Below are 14,306 nucleotides of genomic sequence, written 5' to 3' on the forward strand. Positions count from 1 at the left end.
AAAAGCGTCTGACGCGAAGGTCGAGCCTACGTCCTCTGGAGCACGTCATAGTCTGGCAAGTCGATGGCGTCGGCTTTGGGTGAAAGGAACCTGCCAAGCAGGCGCTTGAAGCCGGGTGCAGTCGCCATTCTCAATACGGCATGGCCCAGACCGATGCCCAAACGCGAATGCGGGGAGGCCAGTCTGGGGGCGAACCTGGGCACACCTTGCGCCTGAGTGACGTAAGGCCGCATCAGCGCTTCATAGGCTGCAAAGGCTTGAGTGTGATCGGCATGGCGACCCAGTTCACCCGCCAGCACGTACGCGCCGCACAGGCCCAGGCTGGTGCCCATGCCGCTGATGGGCGATGCACAGTAGCCCGCGTCTCCCACCAGCGCGATACGCCCCTTGGACCAACGCGACATCCTCACCTGCCCCACGGCTTCCAGATAGAGGTCTGGGGCGTCATCCAGGGCGGCGAGCACGCGGGGCGTTTCCCAACCCGCTCCAGCGAACCTTTGCCTGAGCAACGACGCCTGTTCGTCGCGCGTAAGTTTCTCGTAGCCACTTGGCACCTGCTGAAACGACAGCAGCGCACGCGTGGTGCCCAGGTTATCTGGCCGCAAACACACACAGCGGCCACCAGGAATGTTGTACCAGCGCATCACCTGCCCATCGCTCGGCTGTCGAGGCAGAGTGAAATAGGCCGTGTAGAGATCAAGTGGCCGCCGCTGCACTTCGTCGCCAAAAACCCGATTGCGCGTCGCCGAACCGATACCCTCAGCGAGAATGACCAGATCGTAAGCCTGCTCCGCCCCGCTTTCGAAGCGCACATGAACCTGCTCGCCATCGTCGTGAAGAGCTTCAATGCTGTCGCCGAACCGATAGGCGACCCTGTCCTGGCCATGCAGGATCAGCAGTTTGGCCAGCTCACCTCGCAGAATTTCCAGTTCTGCTATTGGCCCCTCGCCGCCAAACGCGTTGACACCCATGAACGCTTTGGTCCGGTCGTCCTGGTCAACGAAGGCAATCCCCTCTTCGTGGGTAGTGTTTGCCCGGATGATGTTCTCTAATCCCATGCGCTGGATGACAACCCGCCCGGCGCCACGCACATCGATGGTCTGCCCGCCATCGCGAAACTCTGCAGCCTTCTCGACCACGGTGACCTCCATGCCCTGCCGGGACAGCCACCAGGCCAATGCGGGGCCGGCGACACTGGCACCGGTGACAAGAATTTTTTGCGATTTCATCGCACGTCCCCGTTTTCAACAGTGGGGCTAGCGCTGCCCGGCAATGTGCTGCGGTAGACCTCGATCACCTGCGCAAGAAAGGTCTCGACCACTACGCGATCCTGGCCATCGAGCGCATCGAGCACGGCGGTCAGACCATTAAGCATCGGAGCGATATGTTGATAGACGCTCGCCACCGAGGCCGGCACAGGACGTACCAGCACCCGGCGTTTGTCATTGAGCTGGCGCTCACGGACCACGTGCCCGGCGCTTTCCAGCCGGTCGATAACCTGAGTGATGCCGGCGGTGGTCACCGACAGGCGCGCCGCAAGCTCGGTCGGCGGCAATGGGCCGTCACTGATCAGGTGCTCCAGTGCTGCCATATCGGTCTGATTGATGCCAAGGGCCGAGCCCAGATGGCCGGCCGCTTTGCGGGTCTGAACTGCAATCTGTTGCAGCTGCTGCCCGACTCTGTCGCTGGCGATCTGCAGGCTGCGTGGAGCGTCCGCAAGGGATGATGAAGAAAAAGGCGGCGTGCGCATGGGAGTTCTGCCTCAGGCCGAATTCGAGAGGCAGGCACGCTAACATGTAGCTAACTTGCTTAGCTAGTTTTTTCCATGACAAGGAGATCGTGACTTCACTGAAGGGAGACCGCGTTGCGGGTTGCGATTGATGAAGTGATCAGACTAGGAGTCGCGCCTCAGATCCGGCGGTATTGGCAGATTTTCCTTCAGTGGATCAGGACGCTTGCCGCGTCCGGCACGGTATTGGCGGATCTGATAGACGTAGGCCAATACCTGCGCCACGGCCAGATACAAACCTGCCGGAATTTCCTGCTCAATCTCGGTGCTGTAGTAGATCGAACGGGCCAGCGCCGGCGACTCAAGCAAGAGAATCTGATGTTGCGCTGCAATCTCGCGAATCTTCAACGCCATGAAATCGCTGCCCTTGGCCAGCAGCATCGGTGCTCCGCCCTTGTCCGGGTCGTATTTGAGGGCAACGGCGTAGTGAGTCGGGTTGGTGATGACCACATCGGCATCCGGGATCGCCGCCATCATCCGCCGCTGTGACATCTCGCGCTGCAACTGGCGAATCCGCTGCTTGACCTCAGGCCGTCCCTCGTTGTCCTTATGCTCGTCACGCACTTCCTGCTTGGTCATCAGCAGCTTCTTGTGGGCATCCCACAGCTGCACCGGCACATCCACTGCCGCAATGACCAATAACCCCATCGCCATCCACAGCGTGCTCCAGCCCACCAGTTGCAGGCTGTGCACCACCGCCATTTCCAACGATTCATGGGCAATCGACAGCAGGTCATTCTTGTCCTTGGCAAGCACCACCACCGCCACCACCAGCACGATGATGAATTTGGCGAAGGACTTGAGCAATTCAATCAGCGCCTTGGGGGAAACCATGCGCTTAAGACCCGACAGAGGATTCATGCGGCTGAACTTGGGCGCCATCGAACCGGCAGCGAACAGCCACCCGCCCAGCGAAATCGGCCCGACCAGTGCAGCGATGGTCAGCGCCAGCAGCAGCGGGATCGCCGACATGAGTGCGGTTTTGCCCGACGCCAGCAGCATCAGGCTCATGCTGCGCTCATCCATCAGCGCTTCGCGGGAAATGGTGAAGTTGTCCCGCATCAATTGCATCAGCATTTCCGCCATGGAGCCGCCAAACGCCAGTAAACCGGCGGCGCCGACGATCATCACGACGACCGTGTTGAGCTCTTTGGAACGGGCGATCTCGCCCTTCTCCCGGGCATCACGTTTTCGTTTGTCCGTGGGGTCTTCTGTCTTGTCCTGACCGCTCTCGCTTTCAGCCATGTCAGCGCGCCTTGACCATTTCCTTGAGCAACTGCAAGGCGTCGACCGCCAGCGGTTGGTATTGATTGAGAATGTCGCCGAGCGAGATCCAGAGAATCCCCATGCCCAGCACCAGCGTCAACGGGAAACCGATGGAGAAGATGTTCAATTGCGGCGCCGCACGGGTCATCACACCCATAGCGATGTTAACCACCAACAGCGCGGTGATCGCCGGCAGTACCAGCAGCAGCGCCGCGCCGAGCACCCAGCCCAGGCGCAATACCAGCTCCCAGAAATTGGCTGTCACCAGACCGTCACCTACCGGCAGCGTGGTGAAGCTTTCGATGAGCACCTCGAACACCACCAAGTGGCCATTCATCGCCAGAAACAGCAGCGTCACCAGCATGGTGAAGAACTGCCCGATCACGGCGGTCGAGACCCCGTTGATCGGGTCGACCATGGACGCGAAGCCCATGCCCATCTGGATCGCCACCACCTGACCGGCGATCACGAACGCCTGAAAGAACAACTGCAGCGACATGCCCAGCGCAGCGCCGATGATGATCTGCTGGGCGATCAACAGCAGTGCGCTGAGGTCCAGGGCATGAACTTCCGGCATCGGCGGCAGGCTCGGCGCGACCACGAAGGTGATCGCCAGGGCCAGATACAGCCGCACGCGCTTGGGCACCAGCGTCGTGCCGAAGATCGGCATGGTCATCAACACGGCTGCGATGCGGAACAGCGGCAGCATGAACGCACTGACCCACGTGCTGATCTGCGTGTCGGTCAGCGCCAGCACAGGTTCCATTTGCGGTTCAGCCGATCACTTGAGGAATGCTGGTGTACAGGTTGGTGATGTACTCCATGAACGTGCGCACCATCCACGGGCCGATCACGATCAGGGTGACCAGCATGACGAGCAGGCGCGGCAGGAAGCTCAGGGTCTGTTCGTTGATCTGCGTTGCAGCCTGGAACATCGACACCAGCAGGCCGACCACCAGGCTTGGCACCACGAGAATCGCCACCATGGTAGTGGTCAGCCACAGCGCTTCGCGAAACAGGTCTACAGCGACTTCCGGGGTCATGCCGGGCACTCCTCGTCAAACAGGTTCATACGCCGCCGAAACTGCCGGCCAGTGTGCCGATGATCAACGCCCAGCCATCGACCAGAACGAACAGCATGATCTTGAACGGCAGGGAAATGATCAGGGGCGAAAGCATCATCATACCCATCGCCATCAGCACACTGGCGACGACCAGGTCGATGATCAGAAACGGGATGAAAATCATGAAGCCGATCTGAAAGGCAGTCTTCAATTCGGACGTTACGAACGCCGGGACGATGATGGTCAAGGGCGCAGCATCGGGCGTCGGAATGTCGGTGCGCTTGGACAGGCGCATGAACAGCTCCAGATCGCTTGAGCGGGTCTGGGCCAGCATAAAGTCCTTGATTGGCACTTCAGCCTTGGCCACGGCGTCCTGAGCAGTCATTTTTTCCGCAAGGTAGGGCTGCAACGCGTCGTTATTCACCCGATCGAACACGGGCGCCATGATGAACATGGTCAGGAACAGCGCCATGCCGGTGAGGATTTGGTTCGACGGCGTCTGTTGCAAGCCCAGGGCCTGACGCAGAATCGAAAACACGATGATGATCCGGGTGAAGCTGGTCATCAGCATGACGAACGCCGGAATGAAACTCAGCGCCGTCATGATCAGCAGGATCTGCAGGTTGACCGAGTATTCCTGCTGCCCGTTGGCACCGGTGCCCAGGGTGATGGCCGGGATCGACAACGGGTCGGCGGCGAACGCCAGCGGCGTAGCCAGCAGCAACAGCAGCGTCAAAACAATACGCATCAATGCTTATCCTTCTGATCCAGGTTGCCCAGCCCGCCCTTGCCTGCGCGCGGCCCAGTCACGCCTTTGTTGCCGAGCACATCCATCAGACGTCTGGCGAACTCAGGCGTGGCGTTCTGGGTCTCGGGGACCTGAACCGGTTCATTCATCACGTGAAGCGCGGTAATGCTGCCGGGCGAAACCCCTAACAGGACCTGTTCGTTGCCCACCTGAACCAGTACCAGCCGGTCACGCGGTCCGAGGGCGCGGGAACCGACCAGCTCGATCACCTGATTACCCGCAGGCCCTGCCCGCTGAACCCGGCGCATCAGCCAGGCCAGTACGAAAATCATCCCGACCACCAGCAACAGGCCCAGCACCAGTTGCAACAATTGACCGCCCATGCCGCTGCTCAACCCGGACACTGGCGGTACAACGACTGAAGCGGTGGCGGGAGCAGCAGGCGTGCCGGCAGTGGTTGCAGGATCGGCAGCCATCACAGCCCACGACGTGGCCAGCAGTGCCAACCCGGACAAGCCCTTCGAAAAGCGGCTCATTCAACGCAACTTCTTGATGCGTTCGCTCGGGCTGATCACGTCGGTAAGACGAATGCCGAACTTCTCGTTCACCACCACCACCTCACCGTGAGCGATCAGCGTACCGTTGACCAGCACGTCCAGCGGCTCGCCCGCCAGCCGGTCCAGCTCGATGACCGAGCCCTGGTTCAGCTGCAGCAGGTTGCGGATGTTGATCTCGGTGCTGCCCACTTCCATGGAAATCGATACCGGGATGTCGAGGATCACGTCCAGGTTCGGGCCGTCCAGTGACACCGGACCGTTGTTCTTCGGCACACTGCCGAACTCCTCCATCGTCAGGCGATTGGTCGAGTTCCCGGCATCGGCAGCCAGCAGCGCATCGATGTCCGCCTGACCACCCTCTCCGGCTTCACCCAACGCCGCAGCCCACTCGTCGGCCAGTGCCTGATCGTCTGCGGAGTTCATTTCGTTTTCATCAGCCATGATTGTCCTCGGGGAGCAATAGCAATTCGTTTTTACAGCACATTCTTAAGCTGACGACAGAACGTCAGCGGCGTTCTACCGGCTCGATCACTTGCAGGGCCAGATTGCCCTTGTGCGAACCGAGCTTGACCTTGAACGACGGCACGCCATTGGCGCGCATGACCAGTTGATCGTTCAGCTCGACCGGAATCACATCGCCCGGCTGCATGTGCAGGATGTCCCGCAACTTGAGCTGACGCCTGGCTACCGTGGCACTCAACGGTACTGACACATCCAGAACGTCCTGCTTGAGGGCGTTGACCCAGCGCTCGTCCTGATCGTCCAGGTCGGACTGGAAACCGGCGTCGAGCATTTCACGCACCGGTTCGATCATCGAATACGGCATGGTCACGTGCAGGTCGCCGCCACCGCCATCGAGTTCGATGTGAAAAGTCGACACCACAATCGCTTCGCTCGGGCCGACGATGTTGGCCATGGCCGGGTTCACTTCCGAGTTGATGTACTCGAAGTTGACTTCCATGACGGCCTGCCAGGCTTCCTTCAGGTCGATGAACGCCTGATCCAGCACGATGCGCACCACGCGCAATTCAGTCGGGGTGAACTCCCGGCCTTCGATCTTGGCGTGACGGCCATCGCCACCGAAGAAGTTGTCCACCAGCTTGAACACCAGCTTGGCGTCAAGGATGAACAACGCGGTGCCGCGCAGCGGCTTGATCTTGACCAGATTCAGACTGGTGGGCACATACAGCGAATGCACGTATTCGCCGAACTTCATGACCTGCACGCCACCGACCGCGACATCCGCAGAGCGGCGCAGCAGGTTGAACATGCTGATACGGGTATAACGGGCGAAGCGCTCGTTGATCATTTCCAGGGTTGGCATGCGTCCGCGGACGATGCGGTCCTGGCTGGTCAGGTCGTAACTCTTGACGCTGCCAGGCTCCATAACGCTTTCGGTCTGTACCAGACCATCGTCTACGCCATGCAACAGCGCGTCGATCTCATCCTGGGACAGCAGGTCTTGCACGGCCATGTCGTGGTCCTACTGCAATACGTAGTTAGTGAAAAGCAGCTGTTCGATGACGCTTTTGCCAAGCTCTTTCTGGCCGACTTCCTGCACCACCGCAGCGGCTTTCTGGCGCAGCATTTCCATGCCCACCGGCGTTGCGAGCGTGTCGAACGGCTGCCCGGAGAACATCATGACAAGGTTATTGCGAATGACCGGCATGTGCACTTTCAACGCGTCCATATCGGCGTGGTCACGCGCCAGCAAGGTAATGCTGACCTGCATGTAGCGCTGGCGGCCGTTGACGTTGTAGTTGACGACGAAAGGTGGCGTCAGTGGTTCGAAAACCGCTTCCTTCTTGGCGTTGGCAGCGTCGGCCGCGAGCGCCGGATCAGGCTTGCTCTCGGCCTTGTGCATGATGAACCAGGTTGCGCCAACCGACAGACCGATGGCCAGCAGCAGGCCCACCACCACAAAAATGATGATCTTCAGCTTGCCTTTCTTCGCCGGGTCTTTAACTGCGTCGTCGCTCTTCGCCATGCCAATAATCCGTCACTATCCAAGGGGTTCGGTGCTGCGTGACAGAGCAAGAGCAAGGGTTGTGCCAGAAACGCAGTAACGAGCTGCGAGCGTTGAGCGTCGAAAAACGCAAAAGCGGTGAGCGCCCGGAATACGTGTCCTGACGACCACCGCTCTTGATCTTGCTTGCACTTGCCGACTGGAGCTTCAACTCGCTATTGCTGACGCCCAGGTGGCGTCAGGCGTAGTAATCGACCGCGCTGGAGCCAATGACCGTCAGCGGCGCGCTGGCCGCGGCGCTGGCTGCATCCACCGGCGCGCCGTCGGCAATCAGGTCGCTGCCACCGGAACCACCGGAGCCGCTGCCGCCATTGCCACGCCCGTCACCACCTGACTGCTGCTGGGCTTGTTGCTGCCAGCCCTGAGACTGATCCGAGACGTTGACGTTGACCTGCCCCATGCCCTGCTGGACAAAGGAATCACGCAAACGCGACATCTGGCTTTCCAGCGCTTCACGCACGCCCACATGGGCGCTCATAAAGGTCACTTGGGTCTGCTGATCCGCCGCCATATTGACGCGAATGTCCAGCCGGCCGAGCTCAGCTGGCTGCAACTGAATATCGGCCTGCTTGAGGTTCTGGCTGGACAAATACATGACGCGGTTCACCACGCCTTCGGTCCAGCCACCTTGGTTCATGGCCAGCGGCTGGTTAATCAATGGAGCGGACGCCGGGGCATTGTTCTTCATTTGAGCGGCCTGAGACAGCGCAGCCAGACGCTCGGCGAAGTTGTCCACACGCGTGTCACTGGTGGCATCCTTGACATCTTTCAGGCCATCTGCAAGCAAGCCGCCGAAGGCCTTGTCACCGCCGCCTTCGGTTGTGCTCTTGTCTACCGGCTGATCGCCCAATGCCGCCAGATTAGCGGTCAGCAGCTGTGCAGGATCTGCATTCGGGTTCTGCGTTCCGGAGGTCTTGCTCGCCTCGCTACCGGTCGCCTGAGCCGTTTGCCGGGTTTTGTTTTCCAGCGCGACCTGCACCGCTGTCAACCCTTCTAGCGGGTCGGCCGAAGGATCGAATTTATCGTCGCCGCCTTCCGTCAGCGCATCGCCCACAGGCGCCTGGACCACCGGCTGCGCCACGCCTGTCGCAGCCGCAGCCAGCAAAGCCGGATCGACCACCGGCTGAGCCTCCACCACCGGTGGAGGCACGGGTGCCGAGGGCACTGCCACAAGCAACGTCGGATCGACGGGCGGATCGGTCACCGGCGTATCGGCCACGGAGGTGTCGTCGGCCAGACTTTCGTCCGAATCGTCATCAGGCTTTTCTTTGGAATCGCCATTGCTGTCCGGGTCCGACTTGTCGTGAACCGCCTTGGCAGGCAAACCATTGCCGTTATCGGCAACCGTCTTGTCGGGAGCGGAAGTCGAATGACCGGCGCTGTTCTTGCTGTCAGCCGTCGGACTCTTGGCGCTGGAAGGCTTTGCAGGGCTCTGGTCGACAGTGTTCGGCGCAGGCGTGGCCTGCTTGGCGAACACGCTGGAAAAGCTGGAAGTGCCGCCCTTGACGGGGTCCGGCGCCTTTACCGCTGTGGCGGCGCTGGCTTTCTGCGCTTTTGCAGCTGTCAAAGCCGTCAGTAAAGGATTGTTGGCGAGTGCCATGTTGATCTCCGCAAGAGCACGATTACACACAGATCAAGCAAATGGCGGGCCAACGTCGAACGCTATCGCAAATAGCGTTAATGGCGAATAAGTGTGGTCTGCAATTCAATGTCGAACATTTCACGCACCGCGCGGAATTCATAGTCGATCGCCTCGACCAATTGCGTCACCCGCGAGGCGCTGATCGCGGCCTGCCCGCGGACCAGTTCTTCCAGCTGTCGGCACAGCTCGGCCAGATGAGCGGCACCCATGTTGCTGCTGCTGCCTTTGAAGCTGTGGGCCATCATGCCCAACTGATGCAGCTGAGCCGCCGAGGCCGGAGAGAAATCAGAGGCCTGGATCACCCCGTTCAAGTCCATGATCCGGGTTTCCGAATCCCTGATGAAGATAGTCAGCAATGCCGGATATTCAGTCTCCATCACATCGCGCAAGGTACTGAGCACCGCCAGATCCACATGATTTTGCAACACTTGTTCGCTCCTTGATCAAGATTTGCGCGATTATGCCAGAGCCTCCCATGCAAACTCCACAGATGCGGTACGGCCGTCTTCAGACCATTGACAGCGATCACTGAGCTGGCGGACCAGGCTCAACCCTCTGCCCGACAACTGGTCGACCGCCGGCGGCAGCGCCAGCGTGTGCTCGGCGTCGAAACCCCGGCCGCTGTCGTGCACCTGAACCGTCAGGCGCCCGCCCTGCGACACCGGGACTATCTGAAAACTGATGCGGATAAAACCATCCTCCAGCGCGTCCAGCCGCTCACCTCGCTGCTGGTAGTAAAGGGCGAATCCTTCGGCATCACGCTTGAGCGCAGAATCCAGGCCCAGGACACCATGCTCCAGGGCGTTGCTGTACAGCTCGGCCAGCACGACATACAGCTCGCTGCTTTGCTGACGCAGGCCGTGAACCTCCTGCAAAAGCTGCAACAGATAAGGCAGAGGATTAAACCGTTTAAGGGTCGAGGCACGGAATTCGAAACTCGCCGACCAATCCAGTGGGCTGGAATCGCCGCTGTCAGTGTAGATCACCGACGGCGGACCCAAGGATTCCGGCTCCGTGAAGCCGACTTCGAGCATGCTCACGTCGTCGCGAACCTGCCCGCGAAAACGTGCAAGGGACCACTGTACCTCTTCGATCAGCGTCGCGGGGTTGCGATTGGAGACCAACACATTCTGTAGACGCCGAGCGCCGAACATCTCCCCACTTTCGTCGGTACTGTCCACCACACCGTCGGATAGCAGAAATACCCGGTCACCGGCGGCAAAGGGATAAACCTGTGTGTTGTCATCGAAACTGCTGGCGCTTAGCACACCCAACGGCAAGTGCGCCGAAATGAGTGATGTGTGGGGTCGCCCGTCACTGTGCAGCAGGTAGCCATCCGGCAGTCCGCCATTCCAGACTTCGACCAGTTGCTGCTTGAAGTTCACGCAGATCAGCGCAGCGCAACAGAACATATCGACCGGGAGAATGCGCTTGAGCTTGGCATTCATCTCGCGCAGGGTTTCCGGAAGTCCGTAACCCTTGGCCGTCATGCCATAGAACACTTCGGCCAGCGGCATGGCACCGACTGCCGCCGGCAAGCCATGGCCGGTAAAGTCGCCAAGCAACACGTGCATGTTGCCGGAGGGTGCCCAGGCCGCCAGCAGCAGATCACCATTGAACAGTGCGTAAGGGGACTGCAGGTAGCGAATGTTTGGCGCACCCAGGCAGCCGGAATGGGCAATCTGATCGAATACTGCCTTGGCCACGCGCTGTTCGTTAAGCAGGTATTTATGATGCCGGGCGATCAGGTCGCGCTGTTGCAGAACCGTTTCCTGCAACAGCCGCAAACGGTTCATCGCATTGATTTTGGCGGCCAGCACCACTTGGTTATAAGGCTTGGCGACGAAGTCATCCCCCCCTGCATCCAGGCAACGCGCCAGGGCTTCGCCTTCAGTCAGGGCGGTCAGAAAAATGATCGGGACCAGTGATTCGCCAGCCAGCACCTTGATTCGGCGCGCGGCCTCGAAACCGTCCATGACCGGCATCAAGGCGTCCATCAACACCAGCTGCGGGCGGTGCTGTTCGAACATTTCTACGGCCTGGGCTCCATTGCAGGCCCTCAGCACTTCATGCCCCTGGCGATTGATGATCGCCGAGAGCAGCAGGCGGTCGCTTTCATTGTCATCGGCGATGAGAATCGCCAGGCGCTCGGGCGGTGCGGAACCCACCATCAGAGAATGCGAAAAAGTTTGGAGAAATTGGAAATGCTGAGGATTTTATTGACGTCGGGAGCGCAGTTTTTCAACTGCACGTCTGCATCTTCACCGCCAGCATGGTCGCGCAACAGCAAGAGCATACCCAGCGCCGAGCTGTCGATGTAGGTGGTGTCCTTGAGATCGACCACAAAATGTTTGGCCCTGTTCTCGTTTTCGTAGGCGCTGCGGAAATCCTGATGCTTCGAAAAATCGAAGCGTCCCTTGATAATAATGGTCAGTTGCTGCCCGTCGGGAGAGTGCTGGAAGGTTACCGACATATCAAATTCCTTATATGAAACGGCGTCAGACGTTTGAAGGTGTAGCACCGGTTATGTAACGCGGCAACTGCAAGATTGCGGTTGTGAACCCAAACCGACGCTCAAGAAATCAGAACTGCTCCTGCCGTGGCAGCCGCTGGGACAGTTCGTCCAGCAGCTTCTGCTCACGCTTGTCCTCCAGCGCGCGGGCTTCGTCGATGTAGCGCTGCACGAGTTTGCGCAGCCCCTCCACCCGCGCATAGGCCTTTTGCCATTCGCCGCGAGCCTTGCTCAGATTGTTCTGATGCCAGCTCAGGCTCTGACGCTGCTGACTGACGGCGGTCTCCAGCTGATTGAGGAAGCGCTGGTAGTTCATTAACCACTGGCCGGAAACCCCGTGAGCACCCTTGTCGATCCACTGCTGCTGGTAGTCGGAGCGAAACTTTTCCAGTTCGCCGAGTTTGGTTTCGGCCAGCCGGACCTGCCCCTGAAAATGCCCCAGCCGCTGGACGGCGGCTTTCTCGGCTTTTTCTGCCATTTCCACCACTGGCGCCAGGCGGGACGCACGCGTTAGCGCCATGACTTATCAGCTCCCGCCCTGTGGACTGAAGATCTTCGCCAACTGAGCTTCGCTGCTTTGCATGCTTTCGTTGTCGTGCAGACCCTGACGCAGGTACTGCACCAACTGCGGCTGCAGGTTGATCGCCAGATCGGTTTCGCGATCACCGCCGGCCACATAAGCGCCGACGCTGATCAGGTCGCGACTCTGCTGATAACGCGACCACAGCTGCTTGAAATACTGCGCCTGAACCATGTGCTGAGGGTCGACCACCGATGGCATGACCCGACTGATGGACGCCTCTATGTCGATGGCCGGATAATGCCCCTCCTCCGCAAGACGCCGGGACAGCACGATGTGGCCGTCGAGCACACCTCGCGCCGAGTCGGCGATCGGGTCCTGCTGATCGTCACCTTCGGACAGCACCGTGTAGAACGCGGTGATCGAGCCTCCGCCCTTTTCGGCGTTGCCGGCACGCTCCACCAGCTTGGGCAGCTTGGCGAATACCGAAGGCGGGTAACCCTTGGTCGCTGGCGGCTCGCCGATGGCAAGGGCAATCTCCCGCTGGGCCTGAGCGAAACGGGTCAGCGAGTCCATCAGCAACAGGACGTTCTTGCCCTTATCACGAAAATATTCGGCAATGCGCGTGCAGTACATGGCCGCGCGCAAGCGCATGAGCGGCGCGTCGTCGGCTGGAGAAGCGACGACCACCGAGCGCTTGAGACCTTCTTCGCCAAGAATGTGTTCGATGAATTCCTTGACCTCACGACCCCGCTCACCGATCAGCCCGACGACGATGATGTCGGCCTCGGTAAAGCGGGTCATCATCCCCAGCAGCACACTTTTGCCCACGCCCGTACCGGCGAACAGACCAAGTCGCTGGCCGCGGCCGACTGTGAGCAAACCGTTGATGCAGCGGATGCCGACGTCCAGCGGCTGGCTGATCGGGTCACGCTTGAGCGGATTGATGATCGGCCCGTCCAGCGGTATCCAGTCTTCAGCCTTCATGCCGCCCTTGCCGTCCAGCGGACGTCCGGCGCCGTCGAGCACCCGACCGAGCATGGTCATGCCCATCGGCAAACGACCCGTGTCCGCCAGCGGTACGACGCGAGCGCCGGGAGCAATGCCCGCGACGCTGCCCACCGGCATCAGGAACACCTTGCCACCGGCAAAACCCATGACTTCGGCTTCGACTTCCACCGGATGATGGCTGTCGTCGTTGATCACCACACACCGACTGCCCATGGCCGCACGCAGGCCTTCGGCCTCCAGCGTCAGCCCCACCATACGTAGCAAGCGGCCTTCGACCACGGGCTGAACAGGCAAGGTGATGGCGTCGGCGTAGGTGCTCAGACGTTTGCCGAAGCTGGTGCGCTCAAGAAGCATCGGTCACCCCCGCTCCGAGCGGATAAACGGTCTTTTCGGCGCTCTGGATCGCCTCTTCCAGCTCGATGGCGACATCGGGAACCGCAGGATGCAGCGCCTGCTCATGCAGTTGATCGAACATCTTGCCGATGGCCTGGCCGATGCGGCTCTCGACCGTGGCATCGATCCGGCTGTATTCGGTTTCAACCCGGCAGCCGCCCGGCTGCAGCGTGTCGTCTTCGAGAATCCGCCAGCTTTCTTCATGACGCTCACGCAAGGCCTTTACCTGCGCGAAATCCTGTGAATTGATCAGGATGCGCACATTGGCGGCGCCCATCGGCAGCAACCGCAGGGCGTCCTGCAGCACTTTGCCGATCTGACTTGAGTCGCTTTTAAGTTCGCGCTGGATGACTTGCCTGGCAACGTGCTCGACCAGCTGAATCATGGATTTTTCGATCTGCGCGTCTTGATCGGCAATCGGTTCGAACAGGTGGGTCATCAGCATTTCAAGGCTTGCCAGCTTGGGCGCCAGTGCCTGCTCGGCTTCCTGACGAACCTTGAGCTGGGCACTGTGAAAGCCCTCTTTCTCGCCGATGGCAAAACCTTCGTTGTAGGCATCCTGACGGATGCTTTCCAACTCTTCCAGCGTCAGCGGCTGGACTTCTTCAAGCGGCACTTCCTCGCTTTCCGCAGGCTCCGGTTCCTCAGCCTCAGGCGCTGGCTCAGGTGTTTCCACACGGGGGTCGAAGCTGGGCAACGTCCAGACATCGATCCCACGCAGATCCTTGGCGCGGATGAGCTCGGTGGGTGGTTCTTTATCGGAGCTGAACATCGACTG

At 60.1% G+C, this 14,306-nt stretch carries 17 protein-coding genes; all 17 read right to left on the minus strand.

Annotation, left to right across the window (positions count from 1 at the left end):
- Positions 1–26: 26 nt before the first annotated feature.
- On the minus strand, positions 27–1,229 hold the full coding sequence (locus EC915_RS11410; protein ID WP_133750619.1) for an FAD-dependent monooxygenase: 1,203 nt from the start codon (positions 1,227–1,229) through the stop codon (positions 27–29).
- On the minus strand, positions 1,226–1,750 hold the full coding sequence (locus tag EC915_RS11415; protein ID WP_133750620.1) for a MarR family winged helix-turn-helix transcriptional regulator: 525 nt from the start codon (positions 1,748–1,750) through the stop codon (positions 1,226–1,228). Before EC915_RS11415 ends, EC915_RS11410 begins: the two co-directional genes overlap by 4 nt.
- A gap of 144 nt (positions 1,751–1,894) precedes the next feature.
- Positions 1,895–3,034: a flagellar biosynthesis protein FlhB gene (gene flhB, locus EC915_RS11420; RefSeq protein WP_133750621.1), complete on the minus strand. Its 1,140-nt coding sequence runs from the start codon at positions 3,032–3,034 to the stop codon at positions 1,895–1,897.
- A 1-nt stretch (position 3,035) separates the two neighbouring features.
- The gene (fliR, locus tag EC915_RS11425; RefSeq protein ID WP_133750622.1) at positions 3,036–3,821 is read right to left on the minus strand and encodes a flagellar biosynthetic protein FliR; all 786 of its coding nucleotides are present in this window, start codon (positions 3,819–3,821) and stop codon (positions 3,036–3,038) included.
- Positions 3,822–3,828: 7 nt separating this feature from the next.
- Positions 3,829–4,098, minus strand: coding sequence for a flagellar biosynthesis protein FliQ (gene fliQ / locus EC915_RS11430; RefSeq protein WP_133750623.1), 270 nt, complete (start codon positions 4,096–4,098; stop codon positions 3,829–3,831).
- Positions 4,099–4,123: 25 nt separating this feature from the next.
- Positions 4,124–4,867, minus strand: coding sequence for a flagellar type III secretion system pore protein FliP (fliP, locus tag EC915_RS11435; protein WP_133750624.1), 744 nt, complete (start codon positions 4,865–4,867; stop codon positions 4,124–4,126).
- Positions 4,867–5,403: a flagellar biosynthetic protein FliO gene (gene fliO / locus EC915_RS11440; protein ID WP_256658703.1), complete on the minus strand. Its 537-nt coding sequence runs from the start codon at positions 5,401–5,403 to the stop codon at positions 4,867–4,869. Before fliO ends, fliP begins: the two co-directional genes overlap by 1 nt.
- A complete protein-coding gene (gene fliN, locus EC915_RS11445; RefSeq protein WP_133750625.1) occupies positions 5,404–5,865 on the minus strand; it encodes a flagellar motor switch protein FliN in 462 nt (153 codons plus the stop codon).
- 64 nt (positions 5,866–5,929) lie between these two features.
- The gene (fliM, locus tag EC915_RS11450; RefSeq protein WP_133750626.1) at positions 5,930–6,898 is read right to left on the minus strand and encodes a flagellar motor switch protein FliM; all 969 of its coding nucleotides are present in this window, start codon (positions 6,896–6,898) and stop codon (positions 5,930–5,932) included.
- A gap of 9 nt (positions 6,899–6,907) precedes the next feature.
- On the minus strand, positions 6,908–7,411 hold the full coding sequence (fliL, locus tag EC915_RS11455) for a flagellar basal body-associated protein FliL (RefSeq protein ID WP_133750627.1): 504 nt from the start codon (positions 7,409–7,411) through the stop codon (positions 6,908–6,910).
- A 217-nt stretch (positions 7,412–7,628) separates the two neighbouring features.
- Positions 7,629–9,050 (minus strand): flagellar hook-length control protein FliK, encoded by a 1,422-nt coding sequence (locus EC915_RS11460; RefSeq protein WP_133750628.1) that lies wholly within the window; start codon positions 9,048–9,050, stop codon positions 7,629–7,631.
- A 77-nt stretch (positions 9,051–9,127) separates the two neighbouring features.
- Positions 9,128–9,520: an Hpt domain-containing protein gene (locus tag EC915_RS11465; protein WP_256658704.1), complete on the minus strand. Its 393-nt coding sequence runs from the start codon at positions 9,518–9,520 to the stop codon at positions 9,128–9,130.
- 30 nt (positions 9,521–9,550) lie between these two features.
- Complete coding sequence (locus EC915_RS11470; protein WP_133750629.1) at positions 9,551–11,263, minus strand: fused response regulator/phosphatase; 1,713 nt, start codon at positions 11,261–11,263, stop codon at positions 9,551–9,553.
- Positions 11,263–11,565, minus strand: coding sequence for an STAS domain-containing protein (locus tag EC915_RS11475; RefSeq protein WP_133750630.1), 303 nt, complete (start codon positions 11,563–11,565; stop codon positions 11,263–11,265). The genes EC915_RS11470 and EC915_RS11475 overlap by 1 nt, the downstream gene beginning before the upstream one ends.
- A gap of 109 nt (positions 11,566–11,674) precedes the next feature.
- Entirely contained in the window at positions 11,675–12,124 is a 450-nt protein-coding gene (gene fliJ, locus EC915_RS11480; protein WP_133750631.1) for a flagellar export protein FliJ, read from the minus strand.
- 6 nt (positions 12,125–12,130) lie between these two features.
- A complete protein-coding gene (gene fliI, locus EC915_RS11485) occupies positions 12,131–13,489 on the minus strand; it encodes a flagellar protein export ATPase FliI (RefSeq protein WP_133750632.1) in 1,359 nt (452 codons plus the stop codon).
- On the minus strand, positions 13,479–14,300 hold the full coding sequence (gene fliH / locus EC915_RS11490) for a flagellar assembly protein FliH (RefSeq protein WP_133750633.1): 822 nt from the start codon (positions 14,298–14,300) through the stop codon (positions 13,479–13,481). Before fliH ends, fliI begins: the two co-directional genes overlap by 11 nt.
- Positions 14,301–14,306 lie beyond the last annotated feature (6 nt).

Origin of the sequence: Pseudomonas sp. LP_7_YM (genome assembly GCF_004364435.1) — a bacterium.
GTDB lineage: Bacteria > Pseudomonadota > Gammaproteobacteria > Pseudomonadales > Pseudomonadaceae > Aquipseudomonas.

Excerpts from the sequence above, each read along its gene's own strand:
- EC915_RS11410 (WP_133750619.1), bottom strand. The coding sequence starts at position 1,229 with ATGAAATCGCAAAAAATTCTTGTCACCGGTGCCAGTGTCGCCGGCCCC.
- EC915_RS11415 (WP_133750620.1), bottom strand. The coding sequence starts at position 1,750 with ATGCGCACGCCGCCTTTTTCTTCATCATCCCTTGCGGACGCTCCACGC.
- flhB (WP_133750621.1), bottom strand. The coding sequence starts at position 3,034 with ATGGCTGAAAGCGAGAGCGGTCAGGACAAGACAGAAGACCCCACGGAC.
- fliR (WP_133750622.1), bottom strand. The coding sequence starts at position 3,821 with ATGGAACCTGTGCTGGCGCTGACCGACACGCAGATCAGCACGTGGGTC.
- fliQ (WP_133750623.1), bottom strand. The coding sequence starts at position 4,098 with ATGACCCCGGAAGTCGCTGTAGACCTGTTTCGCGAAGCGCTGTGGCTG.
- fliP (WP_133750624.1), bottom strand. The coding sequence starts at position 4,867 with ATGCGTATTGTTTTGACGCTGCTGTTGCTGCTGGCTACGCCGCTGGCG.
- fliO (WP_256658703.1), bottom strand. The coding sequence starts at position 5,403 with ATGAGCCGCTTTTCGAAGGGCTTGTCCGGGTTGGCACTGCTGGCCACG.
- fliN (WP_133750625.1), bottom strand. The coding sequence starts at position 5,865 with ATGGCTGATGAAAACGAAATGAACTCCGCAGACGATCAGGCACTGGCC.
- fliM (WP_133750626.1), bottom strand. The coding sequence starts at position 6,898 with ATGGCCGTGCAAGACCTGCTGTCCCAGGATGAGATCGACGCGCTGTTG.
- fliL (WP_133750627.1), bottom strand. The coding sequence starts at position 7,411 with ATGGCGAAGAGCGACGACGCAGTTAAAGACCCGGCGAAGAAAGGCAAG.
- EC915_RS11460 (WP_133750628.1), bottom strand. The coding sequence starts at position 9,050 with ATGGCACTCGCCAACAATCCTTTACTGACGGCTTTGACAGCTGCAAAA.
- EC915_RS11470 (WP_133750629.1), bottom strand. The coding sequence starts at position 11,263 with ATGGTGGGTTCCGCACCGCCCGAGCGCCTGGCGATTCTCATCGCCGAT.
- EC915_RS11475 (WP_133750630.1), bottom strand. The coding sequence starts at position 11,565 with ATGTCGGTAACCTTCCAGCACTCTCCCGACGGGCAGCAACTGACCATT.
- fliJ (WP_133750631.1), bottom strand. The coding sequence starts at position 12,124 with ATGGCGCTAACGCGTGCGTCCCGCCTGGCGCCAGTGGTGGAAATGGCA.
- fliI (WP_133750632.1), bottom strand. The coding sequence starts at position 13,489 with ATGCTTCTTGAGCGCACCAGCTTCGGCAAACGTCTGAGCACCTACGCC.
- fliH (WP_133750633.1), bottom strand. The coding sequence starts at position 14,300 with ATGTTCAGCTCCGATAAAGAACCACCCACCGAGCTCATCCGCGCCAAG.